Raw genomic sequence first — 25994 nt, 5'->3', positions numbered from 1 at the left:
GGGGCAAAATGATCTAACTCTATTGCGCCACCGAGCGTCTGAAAAGCATCAGGCTTGACGCCAGAAGGATTGCGCCGAGTAACGCCATCCATAAGAGCTCTGGCCAGACCGTCTCAATCCCCACACCCTTGAAGATAATGGATTGGCTGGCGGACATGTAATGGCGGGACGGGAGGACCGATGTTCCGATCTGAAGCCAGTCGGGTTGACCCTCGATCGGTGTCTCTCCCCCTGACAGCATCAGCATCGGAAGGACTGTCAGCATTACCAAAAGTGCAAATTGCGCCATTGAGCGTGCAATCGTTGCAAGAAATACCCCAAGTGCGGTCGCCGTGAAAAGAAACAGGGCGGTGCCAAAAAGAAACAACCCTTTTGAACCGGCGATGCTGATCCCCAGGGCACCCTGCATTACAAAGGTCAAGGACAAGGCTGCGGCAACCAGAACCACAGCAGCGTTTGCCCAAATCTTGGCCATCGCAATGTCAAACGGTGTAAGCGGCATCGCAAGCAGGTGTTCGATTGTTCCATGTTCACGCTCGCGGATCATTGCGGCACCGGTAAGGATCGTGGTCAGCCACATGATCTGGCCGATGAGAGCCACGATGCCGGCAAAACGAACAGTATCACGGTTGGGATTGAACGCACTGCGCATGATGATATCGACGGGCAATGACTCAGCCAGGTCCGCACCAATGGCAAAGCGACGGATCTCGGCGCTGAGGATATTGATGATATAGTTTGCGCCAATCCCGGCCTGTTCCATCGCCGTCGCATCAATCAGAACCTGAATTTCCGGCGTGCGCCCGGCGCGAACATCTTTCTCGAACCCTGGTGGCACCGCAACCACAAACAGGAAATACCCGGCATCCATCTTTTCGGCTCCGGTACCCGGTGCAATCTGGACAACGGGTTGAAACTCCGGAGGGAAGAACGCCGTGGCAAGAGACCGTGAAAGGGGCGAGCCATCCTCATCGGCAAATGCAATGGAGGCATTGTTGACCGAGTTCGAAACCCCCGTCGCCTCCATCACGGGTGCCAGGGTGAATGACCAGACCAGCAGCGCCATCATCACCCAGTCACGTCGAAGGCTCATCATTTCTTTCAAGCCAAGCCAGAAGATGCAGGACAACCGTTGCATTCACTTCTCCTGCGCTCGAAGCAAAAGGGCCGCGATCAACGTCAGCACCGGCCCGAAACAGGCCAGGGCGAGAAGATCGGGGGCAAGCGCACTCCAGCCCAGCCCTTTGGTGAAGGCACCGACATTCAGGTGCAGGAAATAGGATGACGGCCAGAGCGATCCGATTGTCTGCGCACCGCCTTCAAGCGTTGAAACCGGCTGCAGCAGGCCCGAGAACTGAATGGTCGGTACGACCGAGGCGATGGCGGTAGCGAAGGTAGCGGCCACCTGGCTCGAGGTCATGGTCGCAATGAGCAGCCCATAAGATGTGGTCGCCCAGACATACAGCAACGCGCCAATCGCCAGGGGAACCGGGTTGCCTTTGAGCGGTACATCAAAAACAAGGACCGTCATTCCGGCCAAGAGCAGGAAATTGGCGAACGCGATTGCGATATAGGGGATTTGTTTGCCAATCAGAAACTCAAGACGCGTCGTTGGCGTCGCATAGAAATTGGTGATGGTTCCCAACTCTTTCTCACGCGCGACGCTGACCGCCATCAGAACTGCCGGTAACATTATCAAAAGGATCGCAGGCATGGCCGGGGCCATTGCGGCAATACTCTCGAAACTCTGATTGTACCTGAAGCGTGGTTCGATACGGGCGATCTCGACCGGATGCACACCTTTTTGGCGGGCCATTGCCGCCAAAAAGGTATTGTGGAGCCCCGCCACATAACCTTCCACGGTCTCGCCCTTGAATGGAATTGCGCCGTCCACAATTGCAAGCACGTCCGTTGCTTCGCCAGAGCGGATCTTGCGCCCGAAATCAGGTGGGAGTTCGACAACCAGCGAGGCATCTCCTCGGGCCAGCCGTTCATGGCCCTCACCGATACTCGTCAGTGGCTGCGTTGGGTTGAAGTAGCGCGATCCTGAAATCTCTGCAATGTAGGCGCGGCTTTCTGGGCCCTGTGACAAATCCAGTACCGCGAAATCCAGTTCTTCGATGTCCAGCGTAATCCCATAGCAAAAGACCAGCATCAGGATCACCGAGCCCAGGAACGCAAACGCCAAACGCACGCGGTCGCGCAAAATCTCGATGGTTTCACGCCTCGTATATGCCAGTGCGCGCCTGATACCCCCGCCAGCGCTGTCATCAAGGGCATGAACCGATGCCTCAGGAGCTTTCACCGGTGCCGGAGGGTCAGCTGCCTTCAATACCGTGACAAATGCTTCTTCCAGACTGTCTACCTGTGCCCCGGCGATCAACTCATCCGGTGTTCCCTCAGCCAGAACACGGCCCGCGTGCATGAACGACACCCGATCACAGCGCTCTGCTTCGGCCATGAAATGGGTCGAGACGAAAATCGTCACTTCTTCATGTCTCGAAAGCTCAATCAGCAACGCCCAAAACGAGTCGCGCGCCTCAGGGTCCACCCCCGAAGTTGGTTCATCCAGGATCAGTACGCGAGGTCGGTGGATCACAGCGACCGCCAGGGAAAGACGTTGCTTGATGCCAAGTGGCAGCGCCGTGGCCAGCGTGTCCATATGTGCAATCAGGCCGAAGCGTTCCGCCAGTTCGTCGATACGCCTATCGCGGTCCGTGATCGCAAAGATGCGGGCGTGAAGCTGAAGGTTCTGCCGAACGGTCAACTCGCCATAAAGCGAGAATGCCTGACTCATATAGCCAATCTCGCGACGCATCCTCAGGTCGCGTGCATCAACCGGTCTTCCGAACAGTAGCGCCTCACCGTCACTTGCGGGCAGAAGACCTGTCAGCATTTTCATGGTGGTCGACTTGCCGCAGCCGTTCGACCCGAGGAAGCCGAAAATCTCACCACGGTTGATCGAGAATTCGACGTTATTGACTGCCGTGAAATCGCCAAAGCGCCGCGTCAATCCGCGTGCCGTGATCACTGGGTCTGCCTCACGGTGATGTGTGGGCGCTTTCCTTGGTGCGATCAGGGGATCTCCGTGCGCCTGCAACCGCCGGTAGGACGTTTCAAGATCGCTGGCTTCCCCCTTCAATTCTGCCGGAGAACCATGGAAGAGTACGCGCCCGGCATCCATCGCGACGATAAAGTCGAATTGTTCGGCTTCTTCCATATAAGCTGTCGAAACCAGTATGGAGAGGTCGGGTGAAGCCTCTCGGACCGCGTCGATCAGCGCCCAGAACTGACGCCGCGACAGTGGGTCGATGCCGGTGGTCGGCTCATCCAGAACCAAAAGCTTAGGATCATGGATCAGTGCACAACACAGCCCGAGCTTTTGCTTCATGCCGCCCGAGAGTTTTCCCATCAGCCGATCAGAGAAAGGCGCAAGCCCGGTTGCCGAAAGCAATGCTGCGATCCGGATGTCACGCTCCTGCTGCCCTTGTCCGAAGAGACGCGAAAAGAACTCAAGGTTTTCGCGCACCGACAATTCTGCATAGAGATTACGGCCCAATCCCTGCGGCATAAATGCGATCGCAGGGCAGATATGGTGACGATGGGCGCGGTCGTCGATTGGGCCTCCGAGAACATTGATTGTGCCGGATTGAAGCTTCTTCGCGCCGGTGATCAAACCCAAAAGCGTTGATTTGCCAACCCCGTCAGGCCCGATCAGTCCAATAAGCTGACCAATCGGCAGATCAAGCGACAGGTTATCCAGTGCAATGCGCTGGCGATACTTATGCGTGACACCGCTGATGCAGAAACCAGATGGGCCCGCCTGGGAATTCATTCGAACAGTTCGGGTGGAATCCGCCTTTCCAGATATTCCGGCCATACACTGTCAGAAGAAAGCCTGATCACAGTGATACCGCGAAGGCCGGTTTTCACATGTTCGATCCGTTCTGTGATCAGATCCTCAGGAATGCGAACCCGAACGCGAAAGACCAACTGTTCACGCTCGCTCAATGTCTCTACCTGCTTCGGAGTGAACTGGGCTTCGGGGGATACAAAAGTGACGGTTGCAGGAACGGCAAAATCCGGCAAGGCATCAAGTACGATGCGCGCCTCAGCCCCGATGGGCATCAACCCCGCTTCGCGTGCGGGCAGGTACACGTCCATATAGACGTTTTCTAAACTGAGAAGCGTAAGAATCGGCTCACCCGCGCCAACAACTTCACCGGGCTCAGCCAGTCTGTAAAGAATGCGCCCTGGCATAGGGGCAACAAGCGAAGCATCCTCGATCTGAGCAGTGATCCGGCGCACTTCGGCTTCGGCAGCCGCGATCTGGCTGTCCGAGGTTGCAACCCGGGCCTTGGCGGCACCCAGAACGGCGTCGGCAACCTGAAATGCGGTTTCGCGATCTTCAAAGACTGTCATCGAAATGTTTTGACCGGCCAACAGTGCCCTTGCCCGTTCCAGTTCCTGCGCCGCGCGACGCCGTTGGCTTTCTCGTTGGACAACAACAGCCTCGGCTTCGGCCTTGGCTTGACGCGCCAATGCTACTTCGGCTTTGGCGCGATCAAGCGCTGCAGACAGTTCATCAGTGTCCATCTCGACCAACAGTTCACCCACAACAACCAAGTTGCCTTCTGCCGCCAAAACCTTTGCAACCCGCCCTGCGAAGGTGGGGGCAATTTCCACTTGTTCGGCCTCTATCCGTCCATTGCCCTGTACAAATCCAACTGGCAATTCGCTGCTGTCTTCTGAAACGAATATGTACAACGCCGCACCTGCCAGGAGGAGCATTACGATGATCAGTATTGCGCGCACATTCTTTTTCATGATCTGGCGTACCGCGGTTAGAGCTACTAGGTGACGCTATCTCAAACCCCGCAAAATGCTTTGTTTTGGATCAAACAGAGCCCTTTAGAGGGTTGTTCAAGCTAAACTTGGGTAGAAAACCGGCGCAGCAGTCTGATTGTTAACCCGAATCTATGGCTCAATGCGGATTTCACGGCGTGACTTTCGATTTCGGTTGCGCCGAACTGACGGAATTGTTGCGCATGGGCAAGCATCACGCGGTCGAGACAAATGCCCAATTGTCCATCCATGGAGTCAAAGCACTTACAAGTCACGCTTCCAGCGTGCGGATGAAACCAACACTGCGTCAGTATTGCGGGTTGCCGCTCCTACTTCGGCAACATGAAGAACTCTTCCAGTACAATCTTTCTTTCTGCTACCGAATAAACTGCAATCTCGCTCAAGGCGATACGTTGTCCAGTTTCCTTCTGCTTTACGTCAGCCTTATATCGCACACTGAAGCGGTTTGGGGGATGAACATAGGGGCCATCGACGTCGAATTCGATGATTTCATGAGTTGCCAGCCAATCCTCTCTTTTCCCTTTGATAGCATCACGGCCTTTGGTGATGCGAAACTGTCGAACCGGAGGCACAACCGCTTCTATGGATTGAGCGTTCTCGGCATACATTTCATCAACATTTGTAAGGCCCCTGCGATCACGCATCGCCTGAACAAATGTTCTTCCAATATCGACTAATTCTTCCATGACAGCCCTCATTTTAGGCATCAACTGTATCACATCTTGCCTTTTCCAATCTTGACGAGGATCAATGAATTTAGATGTTGGCGAAGAATCCAGTTCGGGAACGAGAGGGCAATTAGTGCAGTGGTAAAGAACGGCCCAATTCCCGGCACCGTCATCAGCCAATGCGCCATCTCCTTGCCTCGTGGTCGGTGAGTCACCTCCGCATCCAACTCTCATATCTGACTGATCAACCGACTCGCATCCCGGTCAGCGGACTTAGGCAAGCCTGTGCCGCTTCCCCTTGTGTTGCATTATCATGCGACAACCGATATCGACCACGAAGACAACCATGCTCCTGGCATCTAGACTATTGAGTGCAGGAAAAGCTTGTTCTGGGCTGCACAATTAGACAACGCCTTGAAAACCAACTGAAACCGATCGTTTTGTTCTGGCGGGCGCAGTGATCGAAGAAGTGGGTCTTACCCTTTAGTAGCGCCAAGGTAAGCAAACCAGTAGGCCAAGGCGACTCCTCCCGCCCCGCCGACAATGTTGCCCAGAGTAACCCACAATAGATTGGTCGCCACTGAGAAAACCGGCACAGTTGCCCCCGCCGCCCAACCCTGCGGAAAGAAAAACATGTTCGCAATCGAATGCTCGAGCCCCAGCAACACAAAAGCAGTGACGGGCCACAAAACGGCCAGAACCTTGCCGGCGACGCTGCGGGCGGCAAAGGACAGCCAAACAGCAAGGCATACCAACCCGTTGCACAGTGCGCCACGGGCGAAGGCCTCCATCGGTTCCAACCCCGCTTTGGCATCGGCTATCACCACGGCGGTATTGCCCATCGGCCCCTCGAGCAGGCCGGTCAGAGAGAAGGCCAATGCAAGCCCGAGGGCGCCCGCGAAGTTTCCGGCATAGACGATGCCCCAGCTTCGAAACAGCAGTCGCAGCGGTATCTTGCGGTCGACCGCTGCGATCACCATCAAAACATTTCCGGTGAACAATTCTGCACCACCTGCGATCACCAGGATAAGGCCCAGGGAAAACACCGCGCCACCCAGAACGCGGATCGGCCCCGCAGCGCTGTCTGCCCCAGTAACCGCCATCGTATAAGCCGCTGCGCCAAACCCTATGAATGCCCCGGCCAGCATCGCAAGAACGAACATGGGTGCCATTGGCAACTTTGCCTTTGTGACCCCGGCAGTCTCAACTAACGTCGCAATTTCAGAGGGTTTATGAGCGTCGAACTGGGACGGGGTGTTCATGTCGGGCTCCAAAGTTTACACGGATCTACGTAGCAGGAAATTTACAGCCTATCTTCTGACCTCGAACCAATGCACAAATAAAAGGGGAAGTTCATCTGTTCCACCACAGTTCGGGTAGTTTCGCCTAACACAGTTTGGTCTCCGGTCATCGCCACAGGCACCCATGACCTCTGTTTCAGCCTCCGTTTTCTGCCACCGTCATGAAGCAGTGGATATCTGACTCCATTTTCACGGTCGGGAGTTCAGCGTCACGGAGTAGCCATCGAACCTTAGTTCTGTCACGAGGCTTCAATGCAAAGCTTATTGATCGTCATCGTTTTTGTGCCGATTGGGACCAAGTTTGATATTTAGGCAACGGTCAAAACCGCACAAGTGGCATTCCGACTGATGCCTTGAGAGGTGCTCCCTTGAATCAGGCTACCAATGCTTCCCAATCCGCGGCGGCCCGTCACAATCAGGTCTGCTGTGCATTGCTTGGCGCATGCGATGATCTCGTCGACCGGATCACCGCGTTGGGTATGTGTTTGCGAAACCGTCTGATTGTATTCTTTGGCAATCTCTTTACCCGCGGAAATGATCTTGTCTGCAGCCTGCTGAACCTCTTCGTCTGAAGGCATTGTCGTGACGGCGTGATAGCCAGCAACCGCGCCCATTGCGAAAGCCACGGTTTGCGGCTGAGGTGTATGGACAAGGTGAATTTGAGAGCCATATTTGGTTGAGATATCACAGGCAACGCGTAGTGCTGATTCTGACGCCTCCGATCCATCCAAGCCAACCACGATTTTATTGAACATGTCGCACTCCCTCCTTTGTGAAGGGTCACTATGGGCGAACTTGCGGCAACTGGCATTGACTCAAATCAACACTCTTCGCTGCAAATTCGAGCGTAGTCGTCCGTCCATTTCCAGAAGATTCACGGTAACCGAACCAACTTTAAGAATCGTTGGAATTGCAAACGGGTCAACCCAAAGAGGCAACAGCACATATTTATTGCGAAAAACCTTCCGCAGACGCTGCTTTTTCCAATGGGTATCAATTTAAGCCCAATGATAAAGATCAAGGGTAATGGCGAGAAGAATTGCAATTATGGACGTGCGTTACAGTTCGTTTGGTGAGGACGGCGGATTGCTTACGACACGAAATTCAATCTTATTCCAGAGGAAAACAACGATGCCCTCGTCTCCGTCTTGGGTTCGCCCAGTTGCAGTAGCCGCTGCACTCTTTGGTCTCCTTACCATTTTCTCAGGGGGAACGGCTCTATTTGGGGGTGCTGCTGCCAAAGCTGCAGTCGGAGATGCAGTTCCATTCGTGCTTTGGTTCAATTTTCTGGCTGGATTTGTCTATTTGATTGGCGCATTCGCAATCTACAAATCCACATTCTGGGTACAACGCATTGCCTGGTTGATTGGCTTATCTACACTATTGGTGTTTGCTGTTCTAATATTAGTGGCTCTTAGTGGCACGCCATTTGAATGGCGAACCGTCGGTGCAATGACCATACGCACTGGATTTTGGCTTGCCATAGCTTTTGTGCTTTCCAGAACAGTATGAGCCAGTCATTTCGACGTCGCGCCTTTACCCAGATTGCTTAGAGAGACCGGCATTTTTGATTGAAATCAAAGGCCGTGGCGAAGAGTTTCGGCATAGTAAGTTCGCTGTTTAGACCGGTTTGCGGGAGCGTCATTATGACAGTACTTATTGCCTACGGAACTATTGAAGGTCAGACCGCCAAGATTTCGCGCTTCATCAACAAAGTCACGTTAGGGGCAGGATACGAAACTAGGCTGATCGATATCGACCAACTGGCAGGTCCAGTGTCTTTGGAAGATGTAGACCACGTTATCCTTGCGGCTCCCGTCCATGAACGCCGGCACCCCAAGCCGTTCGAGGAGTTTTTAGAAAGGCACCATGACGCATTATCCTCGCGAAAATCACTTTTGCTTTCCGTCAGTCTAAAAGCTGCTTTTCAGAAAGGTCAGGAGGACGCGCGGGACTATCTTACCGAAATGCTGATGCGGACAAAATTCGAACCAGACGCGACCGCCTTGGTCGCTGGTGCCGTACGGCCTGATAATTACGGGTATTTTGAAAGAGAGATCGTCCAACACGTTGTCATGCTAGGCCAGAAGATTGATCCACGAGATGGCTTGAGAGAATTCACTGATTGGGATGCGTTGAAAACAACAGTAACAGCATTCCTGGACGATTAGGTCTGCCGTCACCTCGGAGAGCATCGAACCAATGACAGAGTTCGGCCGGCCTTTCACTGACTCGGATGAGGGCGCTGGCGTTATCCTTATATCGAGTGTCAACGCCAGATCAGGTGTACGATTGCCCAACTGCGTTTAACCTATGCCTCAACTCCGCCACAGTTTTCCCCGCGCCCCTATATCAGTTCCCCGCCATTCCCTACCGGGGAGTCGAGACTGGTTATTCGGCCAGGTCGCAGGGGGCCTGACGGCGAATCTAAGAAAATCTCGGGGAGCGCCGGGGAAGCATGGGGAGCCATTCGGGGACCGTTTTGAGGAGGTGACAACAGGGCATTTATTATTAGTATCAATAACTTAAATATAGTTATAAATTTATGGGGAGACTTGGGGATACCCTATAGCGCAGAATGTGAAAAAACGCAGAAATACACTTTTCTAGAATGCTCTAAGGAATCCCCCTCCCCCGCTCCCCGCACTTTGAAAACAGTGCACAACACCGCTGCGTTCATTGCGAAGAATCCGACGGTGTTTGTTCGCCTTCCCTCCCACGTAGTCATCAAAACCGAGCCAAGAACTCATACATTGGTCCACCGAAGAAAATCGCGGGTCCTTCCATGGCATTGTTACGTGGGTTTATTCGCGCCGTGTTCTATTGGCCGGTGCGAAAAAACTCAAAAGTGGGTTTTTGGGTTGGGGTTGTTGTCTTCGGAACAGATTTGCAAGCTTCATCATACCTAGATAGTAACCGCATAGGTTGAAGCTGGAACCAGAAGACGCCCGAGAGCGGCACCCTAGTAGTCAATTTTATAGTTCATGTCGGAAAGTCTTCGATGCGATATCAACAAAACTAGCTAGGTTTCGAATGCCCAAAGAAGATTTTGCGAGTTTCATTGCCAAGCATCGCTTTAAACCACACGATCTTTTTGCATCCGTCTCAAAGGGTGTTACCACACAGGAGTTTCAATTAGCGAAGTGTTTCTCTCAAGTCGACCTACTGAGATGGGACTTTGGAGACGGTCAGTTCGCCGAGTTAAACCGAGCGCTGACGGTCGCATCATATACTTCAGAAAGCAGCACGGATCATCCAGAGGGTTTCGCCGCATACACTTCAAAGCTGCAAGAGGAATCGTGGAATTACGCATTGCGCTTTTCCCCTTACCATAAAGTTCATACCGCACTGGAGAACTTAGAAAGGGTGCATGCCGCAATGCTGGAAGCAAGCCTTGGTTTGAATGCGGCTACGGCAGGGATGGACACCGTTCTTGAGTTCAAGCGCTCAGATAACTCTGCGTATGCTCGAGAACAATCTAAGGCAACATCCAATCTTTTAACATTCTCTGCGCTTTATGCTTCATACGTAGATGTTTGCAGACGTATCCGAAAATACTCCAAGCTGGAAAACAGTGAATCTTACACCCGGGGAATTGGAAGGGTAATCGGGAAGAACTCCGGCGCGCATAGTTTTGCCATGGGTCTAAGGAACTTTATTCTACATCATCATTTGGTGGAGCCTGGCATAACCATTTCGATGGGGGAAAGTCGCACGGTGCGACTGCTACTCGATTCAAACGCTTTGCTTTTCGCAGGTTTCAAGTGCAAAGCGGACGCTCGAGAATACATCCGTTCGGACAAAAAGCTGGATGTACTGAAAACGACCACCACTGTAGTCAAAGACGTTGCTAGACTTGTAAGGTTCCATCGGAAGATCGCAGAGAAACGACTACCGGAGGAAAAGTTCGCTCACGACACTTACCTTCACGAACGAACCAGGTTTAGACACCTCCAGAACGCGACGTTCGATCCGGGAGCAATTGTCTAACGGCGCTCAACTGTTTTAGCACGCGTTGTAAGCCCCAGCATTATGTCGGTGGCTCTAGACAGCTCCATTCCGGATGAAGAATTACGTATACTACTGACTACTCTGGCAAACCGGCATCAGAATCTTTCAAATGACAAAATGGCAGTTGTTGCCGACGAAATCGTGCAGCTATTGAAGCAGCGTTCAAGGTATCCGAACACCGGCTCATATCTTGACGGGCGGAAGGTCGAGTGACGGCGCATTCAGGCTGCGACGCGCCTGAAAGCAATCAGCGTTGCTGTGATCATTGCACCAAAATCCACTTGAACCAAAAATCGAGCATCATCCTTGATGGCGTTAAGCCAATGAACAATTTCAACCAACAATCCCGCAACATTCGCAAGCCCACGTACCGATAAAATCTCACTAAACAATTGTTATTTATTAAGAAATTTAATTCCTTTACGCAAGTTCGAAATTGGTACTCGCCTCCACTTCTTTTTCAAACACTTAGCCTTCTGCGCTGCTTTCGCAAATTCGGGCGTATACACTTGGGTATCATGTTCCTACTGGCTTCTGGAACAGCATAACCGTCGCCGTTGATGTCCGGGGTTAAATGTCGAAGCGGTTTGAAAGTAATGCCACACGTGCCAAATCTTTTCCCGCGAACAAACGGCGCGACGCACAATGCGACAGTGGTAGAGGGATGTGCTTTGTCTTTGTCGCGCCTTTGCCCGCTTCCTTAATATTGCCCAAAGGTTCGCACAGAACGCGATTGCCCAAGGCGCGCCTGTTGCGATTGCCGGTCCAGCGATTCCGTTTGCACAACCGCACTACCTGATTGCCAAGCCCGGAAGCGCTCAATCATCCGCGGCTGCGGGGCTGTTTTGCTCCTGGCTTCGTGATCGGATCGCATCGGATGCCGCTGACTGACTTCGGCTGGTCGCTTTTCTGACTTAACCGGTTTTCAATCCTCAGTCGTGCTTGACAAGCCCCCTGCCCGTGCCGCATGTCGCATGCGTTGGTGTCCATCCTCGGATGGATGAAAAGGGAATGTGCCAGCGATGTCATCGCCAAGCACAGCCGCCCCCGCGACCGTGACCGGAGAGGGTGCCCAAAGCCACTGGCCCAATAGGCCGGGAAGGCGGGACATCCGACAGGGCAAACGCTCTGACATCCGCAAGCCGGGAGACCTGCCAGCACCCGAAGTTGAAACCGGGCGGGGTGTTCCGGTGTCGGGTCCATGTCGCACACGTGGCCCGCATGAAACCCCGTCCCCCGTACAAAGGATTAGGGGGATGAGAGACGTGACCGAGACCGCACCAGTCGAATTGCTGGTCTGCACGACATGCCGCCGTGGGTTGCCCATCGAAGATGACGCTCAGCGACCCGGCACTTTGCTGCACACAGCGCTTGAACAGGCGGGTTTGCCTGACGGCGTGGACCTGAAGCCGGTGGAATGCCTGTCGAACTGTGATCAGGGATGTTCGATCGTTTTGCGTGGTGGCCCGTCCCGATGGACCTTCGTCTATGAAAACCTCGACGAGGCCGACCATGTCGAGACCATCGTCGAAGGCGTCACCAAATATCTGGCCGCTGAAGACGGTCTGGTGAAATGGCGTGAGCGCCCCGAACATTTCCGCAAAAACTGTGCGGCCCGCATTCCCCCGATTGGAGCCCTGAAATGAGCAATCTTGAAAAACTTCCCGTCACCGTGATCACCGGCTTTCTGGGCTCGGGCAAGACCACGCTGGTCAAGCACCTGATGCAGAACCCGCAGGGCAAGCGTCTGGCTGTGGTCGTCAATGAATTTGGCGATGTTGGCGTCGATGGCGATATCCTGAAATCCTGCGCCATTCCGGATTGCCCGGCGGAAAACATCATGGAACTGGCCAATGGCTGCATCTGCTGCACCGTAGCCGATGACTTCATTCCGACCATCGAGGCACTGATGGCGCTGGAGCCGCGCCCCGATCACATTCTGATTGAAACCTCTGGTCTGGCGCTGCCGAAGCCGCTGCTGAAGGCGTTCGACTGGCCGGATATCCGTTCTAAGATCACCGTTGACGGTGTGATCGCTCTGGCCGATGCCGAGGCCGTCGCCGCCGGGCGCTTCGCTCCGAGTGTCGAAGCCGTGGACGCCCAGCGCCTGGCTGACGACTCGATCGACCACGAAACGCCCCTGTCAGAGGTGTTCGAGGATCAGATCTCGTGCGCCGACATCATCCTGCTGACAAAACCCGATCTGGCGGGCGCCGAAGGTGTGGCGAAAGCCAAAGAAGTCATCGCCGCCGAAGCTCCGCGTCCGCTGCCAGTGGTCGAAGTCGCCGAAGGTGCCGTAGACGTGCGCGTCGTGCTGGGGCTGGAAGCGGCCGCCGAGGATGACATGGATGCCCGTCCGTCGCATCACGATGGCCATCACGACCACGAACACGACGATTTCGAAAGCATCATCGTCGAGTTACCTGAACAGACCGACCCGGCCCAACTGGTCGCCAATATCGAACGTCTGGCCAATGAGCTGAACATCCTGCGCGTCAAAGGCTATGCCGCCGTTCAGGGCAAACCCATGCGTCTGCTGGTGCAGGCCGTTGGTGCCCGCGTACGTCACCAGTATGACCGCCCGTGGGAACCCGGTGAAGAGCGCCGTTCGCGTCTGGTGGTCATCGCCGAACACGACGACATCAAAGAGGCCACGATCCGCGATATCCTCGTGGGCGTGACCGAGGCCGCCGAGTAAGCCATGCACGTCGTCTTCCGCGAAAGCCACGGGCTCGAGGAAACCGAGACCCCGACCGATCTGGGCCAAAGTCCGGCGGATCTGGTGGTGCTGTCCTTTTCGGACAGTGACCTTGGTGCTTTCGCGGCGGGCTGGCATCGCGGTGGCGGGGCCGAAGGGCGAATGCCGACAATGCGGCTGGCGAACCTGACAGCACTGAAACACCCGTTGTCCGTCGACACTTATGTCGAGCAAACGCTCGAGGGCGCCAAGGGCATTCTGATCCGTTTGATCGGCGGCGTGCCTTACTGGTCCTATGGCTTGCAGCAAGTTCTGGCGCTGGCGCAATCCAAGGGGATCGCACTGGCCGTCCTACCTGCCGATGGGCGTGAGGATACGCGGCTGGATGATTACTCCACCCTGCCCGTCTCAACCCTGCGGCGGCTTGCGCATCTGTGTGACACCGGTGGCGAAGTCGCGGCGCAAGCGGCCTTGGCTCAAATGGCGCTTGCGGCGGGGCTTTATGCCGGGCCGGTGATGGGCGCTAAGACCTTGCCAGAGTGCGGCGCGTGGTGCCCGGATCGTGGCGTAGTCCCGGTCGAAACAGCATTCTCGAGCGGCGCGAAGCGTATTCTGGTGACTTTCTATCGTGCTTATCTGACATCTGCAGACACCGCCCCGGTCGCAGCCCTGATCCGCCGATTGCGGGAACGCGGCATCGAAGCTGTAGGCATGTTCGCTCCCTCGCTGAAAGCACCTGCAGCCGCCGATTGGCTGCGCGAGAACATCGCCTCCCTTGAACCGTCGGCCATCATCAACGCCACCGCGTTTTCGGGCAAAGGCGCATCCGGCACCTCTCCACTGGACGCCGCCAATGTGCCGGTGTTTCAGGTTGCTCTCGCTACGTCCCGCCGCAAAGCCTGGGCCGAGGCGGAACGCGGTCTTTCGCCCGCTGATTTGGCTATGCACGTTGTCCTGCCTGAAGTGGACGGGCGAATTTCTGCAGGCATTGCTTCGTTCAAGGAACCGGGCAAGCGTGACCCGCATCTGGAGTATTCACGTTTTGCCCACCGGGCTGAACCGGAACGGATCGAGGCCATCATCGACCGTGTCGTCGGCTGGCTGAACCTGAACGACAAGCCCAAAGGGGATCAGGTGCCCGCCTTGGTGCTGTCCACCTATCCCGGCAAGGATTGGCAGATGGCCCATGCGGTAGGCCTTGATGCTTTGGCCTCGGCCGAGGCGATGCTGTCTGACCTGCTGGGCGAAGGGTATGACACCGCTCCTGCCCAGCCGATTTCTGATACGTTGTTGGACGCGCGGATTACGTGGTCGCTTGGCGAATATCTGACTGCGCTAGCAGAATTGCCGGAACAACTGCGCGCAGACCTCGAAATCGTCTGGGGCAAGCCCGAGGATGATCCGGCCTTTGCAGATGGCGCGTTCCACTTCACCGCCCTGCGCCGCGGCAAGGCGCTGGTCGCGTTGCAACCTGAACGCGGCACGCCCGAGTTGCGTGATGACGATTATCATGACCTGTCGCGTACCCCGCGCCACAGCTACGTGGCCTTCTACCTTTGGCTGCGCAAAGGTCTTAGTGCGGATGCGCTGATCCATATCGGCGCGCACGGCACGCTGGAATGGCTGCCCGGCAAGTCGGTCGCGCTGTCCAACGAATGCTGGCCCGAAGCGCTGATCGGCGACCTGCCTGTCATTTACCCCTTCATCGTCAACGACCCTGGCGAGGCCGCGCAGGCCAAGCGCCGGATCGGGGCGGTCACGCTCGGCCATATCCCACCGCCAATGAAGGAAAGCGGTACCCCGGATCGGATGGTTCGGCTGGAATCGCTGCTGGATGAGTTCTCGAACGCAGATGGTCTGGACCCGAAGCGCCGCGACCGCCTGCAAGAAGATATTCGGGACGAAGCGCAAGCCATCGGGCTGGAGAACGACCTCGGTCTCGATCAGGCCACCTGCATCGCCGAGGCGATCACCCGGATCGATCGTTTCGTCTGTGACATCAAGGAAAGCCAGTTCGGAGACGGGCTGCATATCTTTGGACGTGTGCCCGAAGGCACCGCCAATTTTGACACGGCTCCTTCTTCCCATGCCGAACGCACGGCATTGATCGACGCGCTAGCAGGAAAACGGATCGAGGCAGGCCCGTCCGGGTCCCCCTACCGCGGACGGTCAGACGTGCTGCCCACCGGGCGCAATCTGTATACCACCGATCCGCGCTCAGTCCCCACCCGTGCAGCCTATACCCAAGGCGTGAAGCTGGCCGAAGAATTGGTGCGGCGACACCTGCAGGAAGAGGGCGATTATCCCAAGGGGCTGATCGTTGATCTCTGGGGTTCAGCCACGATGCGCACGGCGGGCGAAGAGTTTGCCATGGCGCTGCACTTGCTGGGCGTCAAACCCGTTTGGGACAAAGGGTCCGAGCGGGTGTCGGGCATCGAAGTGCTACCTATCACTGACCTCAGCCGCCCACGTCTGGACGTGACCTTGCGCGTCTCAGGCTTGTTCCGCGATGTGTTCCCGACCCTTTCAGCGCTTTATGGTCAAGCTGTTCGCGCGTTGTCGGATCGCGATGAAGCCCCGGACTGGAACCCTTATGCCGGACAGGCCCCGGCGGCGCGCGTCTTTGGCCCGGCCCCGGGCAGCTATGGCGTGAACATGACTCAGCTGTCCGAAATCTATACGGATGAGGCCCGCGCGCAGGCGGGTGAGGCATGGCTTGAGGCCAGCTCTTTCGCTTTGGAAGGCGAACACATCACACAGGATATGGACGGCATTACCCAACGGGTCACGAATGCCGACAGTTTCGTGCACCTGCAGGATCTGACCGAAACCGATCTGCTGTTGGCCAACGACTATGCCACGCACGAGGCTGGTTTCGCCGCCGCCAAGAAAGTCACTGGTGGTACGGCGCAGCTATACCATCTGGACAACACCAACCCGGATAGCCCGCGCGCCCGAACGTTGCCTGAAGAAATCAGCCGTGTGGTTCATGCGCGTGCCGCCAACCCGAACTGGATTGCAGGCATGCGTAGGCATGGCTTCCGAGGCGCTGCCGAAATTGCGGCGACACTGGATCACATGGCCTCTTTCGCCCATCTGTCAGGCACGGTCGCGCCGCATCTGTTCGACCTCTATCACGACGCCACTTTGGGCGACGCCGAGGTCGACGCGTTTTTGCAAGGGGCCAACCCGCGCGCGTATCAGGCCATGCAGGACAGGTTCCGCGCGTTGTTGGACGCGGGCCTTTGGAACACCCGCCGCAACTCAATCCGGGCCGATCTGGAGGGGCTGGGATGAGCGCCCCGGTCGTTCAGGGTTGGTGCCCCGGCGCGCATCGGCCGATGATGTCGGGCGATGGTCTGGTGGTTCGGGTGCGCCCGCGTCTGGCCCGTTTGAGTGCCGAACAAACACGTGGTCTTTGTGAGTTGGCCGAGCGATTTGGCAATGGCACGATCGACCTGACCAACCGCGCCAATTTACAGCTGCGCGGGGTAAAAGAAGACGATCATCAAGCGTTGCTGGCCGAACTGGCCGCGCTGAACCTTTTGGATGCTGAGCCCGGTATTGAAGTGCGCCGCAATATCCTGGTGTCGCCCCTATACAGATCAGGTGATCGAACCGCACAGCTGACACAGGAACTGATCGATCGGTTGGAGGAATTGCCGACTCTGCCCGCCAAATTCGGCTTTGCCATCGACACTGGCCCCAAGCGCCTGTTGGCGGCGGATTCGGCCGATATCCGGGTCGAGGCAGGTACTGATGGCCTCATCCTGCGCGCCGACGGGGCCAAAACTGGCTGCCGGGTCACAGAAACCAATGCAATTGACCGGCTTATCGCTCTGGCTGGATGGTTTTCCGAACGTTTCACGCCAGAAACCCGCCGCATGGCGCGGGTGGCCGCGACGCAGGATTTGCCAGCGGAGTGGCAAGGCAGCGCGCCCGGTGGCATCGGCACACCGCCGCAGCCCGGCGTCTGCGATCTGGGTGTGTTGTATGGCGCGGTGTTCGGACAATTGCCGGCGCGACAGCTCTCTGACCTCATTGCAGACAGCGGGGCGTCTGCCTTGCGGGTCACCCCATGGCGGCTGATTCTGCTGGAAGGCGGGGCGGCGATACAAGCACCGGACTTTGTCATAGATGGCACCGACCCGCTGATGACAACCGATGCCTGCCCCGGCGCACCGTTCTGCCCGCAAGCTCAGGTGGAAACCCGCGAAGTTGCCCGCGTCTTGGCCGCCCAAATCCCAGGAAGTTTGCATGTATCCGGTTGCGCCAAAGGCTGTGCCCGTATGGGTCCGGCAAATGTTACACTGGTCGGCAACGACGGACGATTTGATCTTGTCAAAAACGGTCGCGCGGGGGATGAGCCGTCCCAACGCGGGCTGACACCCGAAACACTTATGACTATGGACCTCACCTGATGCCCTATGAATACGAAACCGACGGCGCAGCGATCTATAAGCAAAGCTTTGCCACAATCCGGTCCGAGGCCAATCTGGCGCGTTTTGACGCTGATGAAGAGCAGGTTGCGGTTCGCATGATCCACGCCGCCGGAATGGTCGGTCTGGAAGAATTCGTACATTTTTCGCCCGGTTTCGTGCCAGCCGCAAGGACCGCGTTAGAGAATGGCGCACCTATACTGTGCGATGCGCGAATGGTCAGCGAGGGTGTGACCCGCTTCCGCCTGCCGGCCGATAATGAGGTGATCTGCACTCTGCATGACGAACGCGTGCGCCCACTGGCGGCTGAGATGAGCAACACCCGATCCGCTGCTGCTCTGGAGCTGTGGCGTCCGCATCTGGAAGGCGCTCTGGTCGCGATCGGTAATGCGCCGACCGCTCTGTTCCACCTACTGAATATGCTGGAAGACCCCGATTGCCCACGCCCGGCCGCCATCATCGGGTGCCCGGTGGGCTTTGTCGGTGCCGTCGAATCCAAGGACGCATTGTGGGAGGCGCAGCCCGTGCCCTCTTGCATCATCAAGGGCCGTCTGGGCGGCAGCGCCATCACCGTAGCCGCAATCAACGCCATTGCGAGCCGCGCCGAATGAGCGGCGGCAAGATATACGGCGTGGGCCTTGGTCCCGGTGACCCGGACCTGATGAGCGTGCGGGCCTACCGCCTGCTGCGCAATGCGCGCCACGTGGCGTTCTTTCGCAAGCCCGGTCGCAGCGGTCAGGCGCGCAAGATCGTCAATGGGATGATCCCGGACAGCGCTGTTGAGTTTCCCATGGAATACCCTGTCACGACTGAAATTCCACTGGATGATCCGCGCTATAACGAATTGCTCTCGGCCTTTTACAAGGACTGTGCCGCGCATCTCAAAGCTCTGTCGGATCAGGGCGAGGACGTGGTGGTTTTGTGCGAGGGCGACCCGTTTTTCTATGGATCTTTCATGCATCTTTACAGCCGCTTGCGCGATCAGGCTGATGTTGAGGTCGTGCCAGCCATCACCGGAATGTCCGGCGCGTGGACCGCAACGGGTAATCCGATCACTTGGGGCGATGATGTGCTGACGGTACTGGTCGGTACCCTGCCTGAAGAAGATCTGGCAATTCGCATGGCGCAGACTGATGCTTTGGTTGTCATGAAAATCGGACGCAATATAGACAAGGTAAAGCGCGCGCTGAAAACAGCCGGTTTGTATGACCGCGCATGGATTGTCGAGTTTGCGCAGATGCCGAACCAGGTGGTGACGAAACTGTCCGAGGCATGCGAAAAGGTGACGCCCTATTTCTCGATCATCATCGTGCATGGTCAAGGACGGCGGCCATGAGCGGTTGGGTCAAGATTGCGGGTCTGGGGCCTGGTAACGAAGATCTTGTAACCCCCGAGGTTTCAGCTGCGTTGATGGATGCCACGGACGTGGTCGGCTATATCCCCTATGTCGCACGCGTGGCGGAACGCCCCGGGTTGACGCTGCATGCTAGCGACAACCGGGTCGAGATCGACCGATCCCAACACGCGTTGCAGATGGCGGCTGAGGGCAAGCGCGTGGTCGTTGTGTCCTCGGGTGATCCCGGGGTCTTCGCGATGGCCGCCGCAGTATTTGAGGCGCTGGAAAATGGCCCCGCTAAGTGGCGCAAAATTCCCATCGAAGTGCTGCCGGGGATCACCGCGATGCTAGCGGCATCCGCGCGAGCCGGGGCACCACTGGGACATGATTTTTGCGCCATCAACCTCAGCGACAATCTGAAACCCTGGTCGCTGGTTGAAAAACGTCTTCGACTTGCGGCGCAGGCGGATTTCGCGATGGCGTTTTATAACCCACGCTCGAAATCCCGCCCGGAAGGCTTTGTGAAAACACTGGAAATCCTACGCGAAGAATGTGAGCCCGAACGCTTGATCCTGTTCGCGCGCGCCGTATCCCGCGTTGATGAGGCGATCCGGATTTCGACACTGGCCGAGGCGACACCTGACATGGCCGACATGCAAACCGTCGTCATTGTCGGGTCATCCCTGACGCGCGTCATCAACCGTGACAGCGCGCCGATCGTCTATACCCCGAGGTTCACCCCGGAATGAGCCAACCAGTCCAGAACCTGCGTCACGTTCGACAATTCGGTCCTTTGCGGAAGGGGCGGCCTGTCGATCATCAACACCGGTACGCCCATCGCGCGCGCGGCATCCAGCTTGGCGCGTGCACCGGTACCGCCAGAGTTCTTGGACACAACCAGTTCAATGCCATGCTGCAGCATCAACGCCCGGTCCCCTGCTTCGGTGAAAGGTCCGCGCGACACGATCGCCTCGCAATCGGGCAGCGGCAGTGCATCCGGTTCATCCACCAGCCTCAGCAAGAAGTGATGTTGGGACTGAGCCGCGAAATCTTCAAGATGCAGGCGGCCAACGGCCAGAAAAACACGCCGCTTAGGACCTCTCAAAGCGGCAACTGCCGCGTCAATGTCAGAAACGTGCTGCCAACGATCTCCGTCTTGCGCGCGCCATGCCGGACGGGTCAAAGCGGCCATGGGCACCCCGGCCTCGCGACACGCGGAAATGGCGTTGGTACTCATTTGCGCGGCAAAGGGATGGGTGGCATCGACTACATGAGTGATCGCGTGGTCCGTCAGGTAACGGGCCAGGCCGTCGACGCCGCCGAACCCTCCAACACGCACTGGCAGGGGCTGCGGCCTTGGATTGTCTACCCGACCGGCATAGGAATAGGTTGCCGGGATGCCCTGATCGGCCAAGGTTTTGGCCAGTGCATTGGCCTCGATCGTGCCACCAAGGATCAGGAGGTTGGTCATGCATGAAGCTCCGTGGCTAAGCGTTTTGGGCTTGGGCGAAGATGGACTGGATGGCCTGTCACCCGCAAGTCGTCAAGTACTGGAGCGTGCCAAAATCATTATGGGCCCGCCGCGCCATTTGTCACTGATCCCCGACACAGGCGCCAAGCGCGTAGATTGGCCCGTGCCTTTTTCCGACGGCCTGCCGATCCTGACCGGGTTTCGCGGACGCCCAACAGTTGTTCTGGCCTCGGGCGATCCGTTCTGGTTCGGCGCGGGCTCGGTAATCGCGCGCAACTTCGACGCCGGAGAATGGACAGCCCATCCGGGTCAGTCCACGTTCTCGCTCGCTGCGGCACGTCTGGGCTGGCCGTTAGAAAGTACGCAGACATTTGGTCTGCACGCCGCCCCGCTGACCCGTCTGCGCCCGCATCTTTCGCCTGGATTGCGCGCCATTCTGTTGCTGCGCAACGGCGCTGCGGTGGCCGAGCTTGCGACATATCTGAACGAAACAGGGTTTGCCGATACGCAGTTGCACGTGATGGAGGCCCTTGGCGGCCCCCGCGAACGGTCGCGCAGCGTGTCGCTGACCGAAGCCCTGCTGGGCGGGTTCGACCATCCAGTCTGCGTTGGGCTTGAAGTTGCGGGTGAAGGACAGGCGCTGCCCAAGGCCTCGGGTAAGCCGGATGATATCTTCGAAAATGATGGCCAGATCACCAAACGCCCCGTGCGGGCGCTGACTCTGTCGGCGCTGGCCCCCAAGCGCGGCGAGCATCTGTGGGATATCGGCGGCGGCACCGGCTCGATCAGCATCGAGTGGCTGATGTGCGACCCGACCCTGACCGCAACCACGATCGAACCCCGCGAGGATCGCGCGGACCGCATTCGCCGAAATGCCGACACGCTGGGGCAAGACCGGCTGCAAGTTGTGCATGGCACAGCGCCAACCGCACTGGACGGCTTTGGGTTTCCGGATGTGGTATTCATCGGCGGCGGCCTGAGTACCGAATTGCTGAATTGGTTGCACACCGCCCTGCCCGCCGGCACCAGGTTGGTCGCCAATGCTGTGACGCTGGAAAGCGAAGCCTTACTGGCGCAATGGCACGAAAAACTAGGCGGAGAACTTTTGCGCATCGAACTGGCGCAGGCTTCGGCACTGGGACCTCGGCGCGGCTGGAAATCCGCATATCCGGTGGTGCAGTGGAGCGTAATCCTATGATCATCGCAGGGTTAGGGTTTTCATCAACGGCGACCGTGGACAGCCTGCGCGCCGTATTTGAGCGGGCTAGCGTTGGGCAAAACGTCGACGCGCTGGCCACTGTTGCCGACAAGGAAGGTCACGCCGCGCTGTCGGAGTTTGCTGCAGAGACCGCCCTGCCCCTGCATTTCATCGCTGCTGCCGATCTGGCGGGACAGCGCACTCTGACCTGCTCGAACCGCAGCCGTGCCACCTATGGCACCGGCAGCGTAGCCGAAGCATCCGCCCTTGCCGCCGCCGGAACAGGCGCGTGGCTGACCTCACCCAGACAGATCTCGGACGACCGGCTTGCAACCTGCGCCGTCGCCATCGGAGGACAAACATGACCGTTCATTTCATCGGTGCCGGACCCGGCGCTGCCGACCTTCTGACCCTGCGGGGGCGTGATATCATCGCGTCGTGCCCGGTGTGCCTGTATGCAGGATCGCTGGTGCCCGAGGAAATTCTGGCCCACTGCCCCGAGGGCGCAAAGATCATCAACACCGCGCCAATGGATCTGGATCAGATCATGGCCGAGATTGAGGCGGCGCATAAGGCTGGCCATGACATAGCACGTCTGCATTCCGGAGACCTGTCGGTTTGGTCGGCAATGGGTGAACAGATCCGGCGGTTGAAAGAGATGGGCATTCCGGTCAGCGTGACCCCCGGTGTACCGTCCTTCGCCGCAGCGGCTGCTTCGCTGGGAACGGAACTGACCTTGCCCGGTTTGGCGCAGTCAGTGGTCCTGACCCGGACGCCCGGGCGCGCGTCCTCAATGCCTGAAGGCGAAACGCTTAAAAACTTTGCCCGGACCGGCGCGACGCTAGCCATTCACCTGTCGATCGGAAATCTGGACAACGTGATCGCGGACCTTACCCCGGCCTATGGAGCTGACTGCCCGGTGGCAGTGGTATACCGCGCCAGCTGGCCGGATGAACGGATCATTCGCGCCACATTGGCGACCCTGAAAGACGCGCTGGACGAAAGTATTTCCCGGACCGCTCTGATTATGGTCGGTCCTGCCCTTGCGGGCGAAGGCTTTGACGAAAGCTGTCTGTATTCAAAAGATTATGACCGCCGGTATCGCCCGCAAAGCGCGGACAGCCCGTGGTCAAGCTGGAGTCACGGCGATGACTAACCCGCCGGGATTGCTTATTTCCGCGCCGTCGTCGGGGACGGGAAAAACCACCGTCATGCTGGGCCTTCTGCGTGCACTGGCCGAGGATGGCCTGACCGTACAGCCATTCAAAAGTGGCCCGGACTATATCGACCCAGCCTTTCACCGCGCTGCAGCCGGACGCGCCTCATTCAATTTGGACAGCTGGGCGATGGCCGATCCGCTGCTGAACGCGATTTCTGCCCAGGCCGAGGGCGCGGATATCGTTGTGGCCGAAGGTTCGATGGGCCTGTTCGACGGCGTTGCCAAGCCCGGAGAGCTTGGGCACGGATCAAGCGCCGAAACCGCGCAGCGTATGGGCTGGCCCGTGGTTTTGGTGCTGGATGTGGGCGGTCAGGCGCAATCGGCAGCGGCAACCGCATTGGGGTTTCGGATGTACAACCCCGACCTGCCGTTTGCCGGTGTGATCCTGAACCGCTGCGCCAGCCCACGCCATGAACGCCTGACCCGGTTGGGTATGGAGCGAGCAGGATTGCCGGTTCTGGGCGTGTTGCCCCGGCGTGGAGATCTGACCCTGCCCGAGCGGCATCTTGGTTTGATTCAGGCGGTCGAGCACCCGGATCTGGAAAGCGCGATTGCCGGTTACGCCACATTCCTGCGCGAGCATGTGGATCTTGAGGCGATCAAGGCAGCGGCTTCCTCAGGCCCCATTGGGCCATCGTCAGCCGCGCTGCCGCGGCCTCCGGCACAACGGATCGCGCTTGCACGAGATGCGGCGTTTTCGTTCACCTACCCGCATTTGCTTGAAGGCTGGCGCGCGGCGGGGGCGGAAATCCTGCCGTTTTCACCGCTGGCTAATGAAGCCCCGGCTGCTAATGCCGATCTGGTCTGGTTGCCAGGTGGATATCCCGAACTGCACGCGGGCACTTTGGCTGCTGCCGACACATTCCTGAGCGGTCTGCGCAAACATGCGGAGACAAAACCCGTTCATGGTGAGTGCGGAGGGTATATGGCCTTGGGCGAAGCTCTGGTCGACAAGGAAGGGGTCCGACATCAGATGGCGGGTCTGCTTGGGCTCGTGACGTCCTATGAGAAACGAAAGTTCAATCTTGGGTATCGCAAGGCGCAATTGCTGGCCCCAATGGCAGGGTATGCCGCTGAAGCGACATTGCGTGGCCATGAGTTTCACTATTCTTCGATCCTCGAGCAACCCGACGCACCTTTGGCGCGGGTGTTCGATGCTGAAGGGGTTGAGGGACCACAAACCGGATCAATTCGCGGCAACGTGACCGGAACATTCTTTCACCTGATCGCTGAGGCGCAGGCATGAGCGGTTTCGTTTCGTTCATTGGCTCCGGTCCCGGGGATCCGGAACTGCTGACGCTTAAGGCCGTGGACCGGATGCAAAAGGCAGACGCAGTGCTGTTCGATGACCTCAGCAGTGGCCCAATCCTGAGCCATGCGCATCAGGACGCAGACCTTGTTGGCGTCGGCAAACGCGCCGGTCGCCCGTCACCAAAACAAGACCACGTCAGCCGCCTGTTGGTGGACTACGCCAAAACCGGTGCCCGCGTTGTGCGCTTGAAATCCGGCGATGGCGGTCTGTTTGGGCGTCTGGAAGAAGAACTGGTGGCGCTGCGCGAGGCAGGAATCGAATATGAGATTATCCCTGGCATCCCCTCGGCGGTTGCCGCAGCAGCGGCAGCTGGCATTCCCCTGACGCGACGGCTCACGGCGCGCCGCGTACAATTCGTCACCGGCCACGATGTCAGTGGCAAGCTGCCGGACGATCTGAATCTGACCGCCCTTGCCGACCCAGATGCCACCACCGTTGTATTCATGGGCAAGCGCACATTTCCTTTGCTGGTCAAGACACTGAATGAACATGGCTTGCCGCTGGAAACACCGGCGCTGATGGCCGAATCCGTCTCAACCCCGGATCAGGTACTACTCCGATCCACGGTTGGTGAGTTGGCGGACAAGTTGGGCGCTGAGATCGGCACGGCCCCTGCCCTGATCCTTTACGGCCCGCTTGCAGAGACTGACGATGATTGACCTGACCCTGATCGGTATTGGCACCGGCAATCCGGACCACCTGACGTTTCAAGGCGCTAGTGCCATTCGGGACGCAGACCTGATCCTGATCCCGCGCAAGGGCGAGAACAAAGCCGATCTGGCCGGTTTGAGGGAAGAGATTATCGCGCAGGTGACCGACACTGCGCCACAGATCGCATATTTTGATATTCCCAAACGACGCGCCGATGATGGCTATCTGCGCGGCGTTGATGAATGGCACGATGCCATCGCTCTGCGGTGGCAGGAGGCGATCGCGGCGCACCCTGATGCAAAGCGGGTAGCTCTTTTGATCTGGGGCGATCCGTCGCTTTATGACAGTTCGCTGCGCATCGCCTCACGACTGAAGCCCCAACCGGAAACACGTGTGATCCCCGGCATCACTGCGCTGCAGGCATTGACAGCGGCGCATGCGATACCGATCAACGATCTGGGCGCGCCGTATGTCGTGACCACAGGTCGGCGCATTCGGGATGAAGGCTGGCCGCTAAATGCCTCAAAAGTGGCTGTTATGCTGGACGGCGAGTGTTCGTTTCAAAGCCTTGAGATGGCCGACTACGAAATCTGGTGGGGCGCTTATGTGGGGATGAAGGAAGAAATCCTGATCCACGGTCCTTTGGCTGATTTGGCGTCGCAGATTATCGAAACACGGGCAAAAGCGCGGGCAGATCATGGCTGGATCATGGACATTTATCTGCTGAAAAGGCGCCTGGACTGATCCGAAAGCATCCACTGCGGCTGCTACCCACGGGATTGTGACTGCGCGAAATACGAGTTTCTGGCATCAACTTCGCACCC

At 57.6% G+C, this 25994-nt stretch carries 24 protein-coding genes and 1 riboswitch; of the genes, 16 read left to right on the top strand and 8 right to left on the bottom strand.

Annotated elements, in window-relative coordinates:
• Positions 1–19 precede the first annotated feature (19 nt).
• The 6 genes from AC2FI9_RS13860 to AC2FI9_RS13835 all read right to left on the bottom strand — a co-directional run bounded on the left by AC2FI9_RS13860 (position 20) and on the right by AC2FI9_RS13835 (position 7590).
• Positions 20–1138 (bottom strand): ABC transporter permease, encoded by a 1119-nt coding sequence (locus AC2FI9_RS13860; RefSeq protein WP_496768375.1) that lies wholly within the window; start codon positions 1136–1138, stop codon positions 20–22.
• Positions 1139–3835: a ribosome-associated ATPase/putative transporter RbbA gene (gene rbbA / locus AC2FI9_RS13855; RefSeq protein WP_496768373.1), complete on the bottom strand. Its 2697-nt coding sequence runs from the start codon at positions 3833–3835 to the stop codon at positions 1139–1141. It lies immediately after the preceding gene.
• Positions 3832–4827 carry an HlyD family secretion protein gene (locus AC2FI9_RS13850; protein WP_496768371.1) on the bottom strand — a complete coding sequence of 332 codons (996 nt, stop codon included), beginning with the start codon at positions 4825–4827 and terminating at the stop codon, positions 3832–3834. Before AC2FI9_RS13850 ends, rbbA begins: the two co-directional genes overlap by 4 nt.
• 347 nt (positions 4828–5174) lie before the next feature.
• Positions 5175–5714 (bottom strand): SnoaL-like domain-containing protein, encoded by a 540-nt coding sequence (locus AC2FI9_RS13845; RefSeq protein WP_496741379.1) that lies wholly within the window; start codon positions 5712–5714, stop codon positions 5175–5177.
• 296 nt (positions 5715–6010) lie between these two features.
• Positions 6011–6796, bottom strand: coding sequence for a formate/nitrite transporter family protein (locus AC2FI9_RS13840; protein WP_496768369.1), 786 nt, complete (start codon positions 6794–6796; stop codon positions 6011–6013).
• A gap of 347 nt (positions 6797–7143) precedes the next feature.
• Complete coding sequence (locus tag AC2FI9_RS13835; protein ID WP_496768367.1) at positions 7144–7590, bottom strand: universal stress protein; 447 nt, start codon at positions 7588–7590, stop codon at positions 7144–7146.
• Positions 7591–7861: 271 nt separating this feature from the next.
• Between AC2FI9_RS13835 and AC2FI9_RS13830 the strand changes: the two genes are divergently transcribed.
• From AC2FI9_RS13830 to AC2FI9_RS13820, 3 genes are all read left to right on the top strand, one after another.
• Entirely contained in the window at positions 7862–8347 is a 486-nt protein-coding gene (locus AC2FI9_RS13830) for a hypothetical protein (RefSeq protein WP_496768365.1), read from the top strand.
• 134 nt (positions 8348–8481) lie between these two features.
• The gene (locus tag AC2FI9_RS13825) at positions 8482–9006 is read left to right on the top strand and encodes a flavodoxin domain-containing protein (protein ID WP_496768363.1); all 525 of its coding nucleotides are present in this window, start codon (positions 8482–8484) and stop codon (positions 9004–9006) included.
• Positions 9007–9868: 862 nt separating this feature from the next.
• On the top strand, positions 9869–10825 hold the full coding sequence (locus AC2FI9_RS13820; RefSeq protein WP_496768361.1) for a hypothetical protein: 957 nt from the start codon (positions 9869–9871) through the stop codon (positions 10823–10825).
• Between the two features lie 242 nt (positions 10826–11067).
• Here AC2FI9_RS13820 and AC2FI9_RS13815 read toward each other — a convergent pair whose 3' ends face one another.
• The gene (locus AC2FI9_RS13815) at positions 11068–11238 is read right to left on the bottom strand and encodes a hypothetical protein (protein WP_496726135.1); all 171 of its coding nucleotides are present in this window, start codon (positions 11236–11238) and stop codon (positions 11068–11070) included.
• 571 nt (positions 11239–11809) lie between these two features.
• Positions 11810–12019: riboswitch (cobalamin riboswitch) on the top strand.
• Between the two features lie 83 nt (positions 12020–12102).
• On the opposite strand from AC2FI9_RS13815, the gene AC2FI9_RS13810 reads away from it, so the two are divergent.
• The 7 genes from AC2FI9_RS13810 to cobJ are packed head-to-tail and all read left to right on the top strand — an operon-like array spanning position 12103 to position 20068.
• On the top strand, positions 12103–12492 hold the full coding sequence (locus AC2FI9_RS13810; RefSeq protein ID WP_496726134.1) for a DUF1636 family protein: 390 nt from the start codon (positions 12103–12105) through the stop codon (positions 12490–12492).
• Positions 12489–13544: a cobalamin biosynthesis protein CobW gene (cobW, locus tag AC2FI9_RS13805; protein ID WP_496768359.1), complete on the top strand. Its 1056-nt coding sequence runs from the start codon at positions 12489–12491 to the stop codon at positions 13542–13544. The genes AC2FI9_RS13810 and cobW overlap by 4 nt, the downstream gene beginning before the upstream one ends.
• Positions 13545–13547: 3 nt before the next feature.
• Positions 13548–16841 (top strand): cobaltochelatase subunit CobN, encoded by a 3294-nt coding sequence (cobN, locus tag AC2FI9_RS13800; protein WP_496768357.1) that lies wholly within the window; start codon positions 13548–13550, stop codon positions 16839–16841.
• Positions 16838–17965 carry a precorrin-3B synthase gene (gene cobG / locus AC2FI9_RS13795; protein ID WP_496768355.1) on the top strand — a complete coding sequence of 376 codons (1128 nt, stop codon included), beginning with the start codon at positions 16838–16840 and terminating at the stop codon, positions 17963–17965. The genes cobN and cobG overlap by 4 nt, the downstream gene beginning before the upstream one ends.
• Positions 17965–18594 carry a precorrin-8X methylmutase gene (locus AC2FI9_RS13790; RefSeq protein ID WP_496768353.1) on the top strand — a complete coding sequence of 210 codons (630 nt, stop codon included), beginning with the start codon at positions 17965–17967 and terminating at the stop codon, positions 18592–18594. Before cobG ends, AC2FI9_RS13790 begins: the two co-directional genes overlap by 1 nt.
• Positions 18591–19319, top strand: coding sequence for a precorrin-2 C(20)-methyltransferase (locus AC2FI9_RS13785; protein ID WP_496768351.1), 729 nt, complete (start codon positions 18591–18593; stop codon positions 19317–19319). The genes AC2FI9_RS13790 and AC2FI9_RS13785 overlap by 4 nt, the downstream gene beginning before the upstream one ends.
• The gene (cobJ, locus tag AC2FI9_RS13780; protein WP_496768349.1) at positions 19316–20068 is read left to right on the top strand and encodes a precorrin-3B C(17)-methyltransferase; all 753 of its coding nucleotides are present in this window, start codon (positions 19316–19318) and stop codon (positions 20066–20068) included. The genes AC2FI9_RS13785 and cobJ overlap by 4 nt, the downstream gene beginning before the upstream one ends.
• Here the strand turns inward: cobJ and AC2FI9_RS13775 are convergent.
• Entirely contained in the window at positions 20041–20790 is a 750-nt protein-coding gene (locus AC2FI9_RS13775) for a cobalt-precorrin-6A reductase (protein ID WP_496768347.1), read from the bottom strand. The two genes, cobJ and AC2FI9_RS13775, sit on opposite strands and share 28 nt — an antisense overlap.
• Here AC2FI9_RS13775 and cbiE point away from each other — a divergent pair.
• The 6 genes from cbiE to cobF are packed head-to-tail and all read left to right on the top strand — an operon-like array spanning position 20789 to position 25914.
• Positions 20789–21988 (top strand): precorrin-6y C5,15-methyltransferase (decarboxylating) subunit CbiE, encoded by a 1200-nt coding sequence (gene cbiE, locus AC2FI9_RS13770; protein WP_496768346.1) that lies wholly within the window; start codon positions 20789–20791, stop codon positions 21986–21988. The genes AC2FI9_RS13775 and cbiE overlap by 2 nt on opposite strands.
• Positions 21985–22353 (top strand): cobalamin biosynthesis protein, encoded by a 369-nt coding sequence (locus AC2FI9_RS13765; RefSeq protein ID WP_496768344.1) that lies wholly within the window; start codon positions 21985–21987, stop codon positions 22351–22353. Before cbiE ends, AC2FI9_RS13765 begins: the two co-directional genes overlap by 4 nt.
• Positions 22350–23144, top strand: a complete 795-nt coding sequence (gene cobM, locus AC2FI9_RS13760; RefSeq protein WP_496768342.1) for a precorrin-4 C(11)-methyltransferase — start codon at positions 22350–22352, stop codon at positions 23142–23144. Before AC2FI9_RS13765 ends, cobM begins: the two co-directional genes overlap by 4 nt.
• Positions 23137–24453 carry a cobyrinic acid a,c-diamide synthase CobB gene (locus tag AC2FI9_RS13755; protein ID WP_496768340.1) on the top strand — a complete coding sequence of 439 codons (1317 nt, stop codon included), beginning with the start codon at positions 23137–23139 and terminating at the stop codon, positions 24451–24453. Before cobM ends, AC2FI9_RS13755 begins: the two co-directional genes overlap by 8 nt.
• The gene (cobA, locus tag AC2FI9_RS13750; RefSeq protein WP_496768338.1) at positions 24450–25178 is read left to right on the top strand and encodes a uroporphyrinogen-III C-methyltransferase; all 729 of its coding nucleotides are present in this window, start codon (positions 24450–24452) and stop codon (positions 25176–25178) included. The genes AC2FI9_RS13755 and cobA overlap by 4 nt, the downstream gene beginning before the upstream one ends.
• Positions 25171–25914, top strand: a complete 744-nt coding sequence (gene cobF, locus AC2FI9_RS13745) for a precorrin-6A synthase (deacetylating) (protein WP_496768336.1) — start codon at positions 25171–25173, stop codon at positions 25912–25914. Before cobA ends, cobF begins: the two co-directional genes overlap by 8 nt.
• Positions 25915–25994: the final 80 nt, after the last annotated feature.

The sequence above is a fragment of the Ruegeria sp. CDSA246 genome (assembly GCF_059611225.1).
The sequence above is the reverse complement of the archived record's forward strand: the minus strand, read 5'-3'. Positions and strand labels throughout refer to the sequence as shown.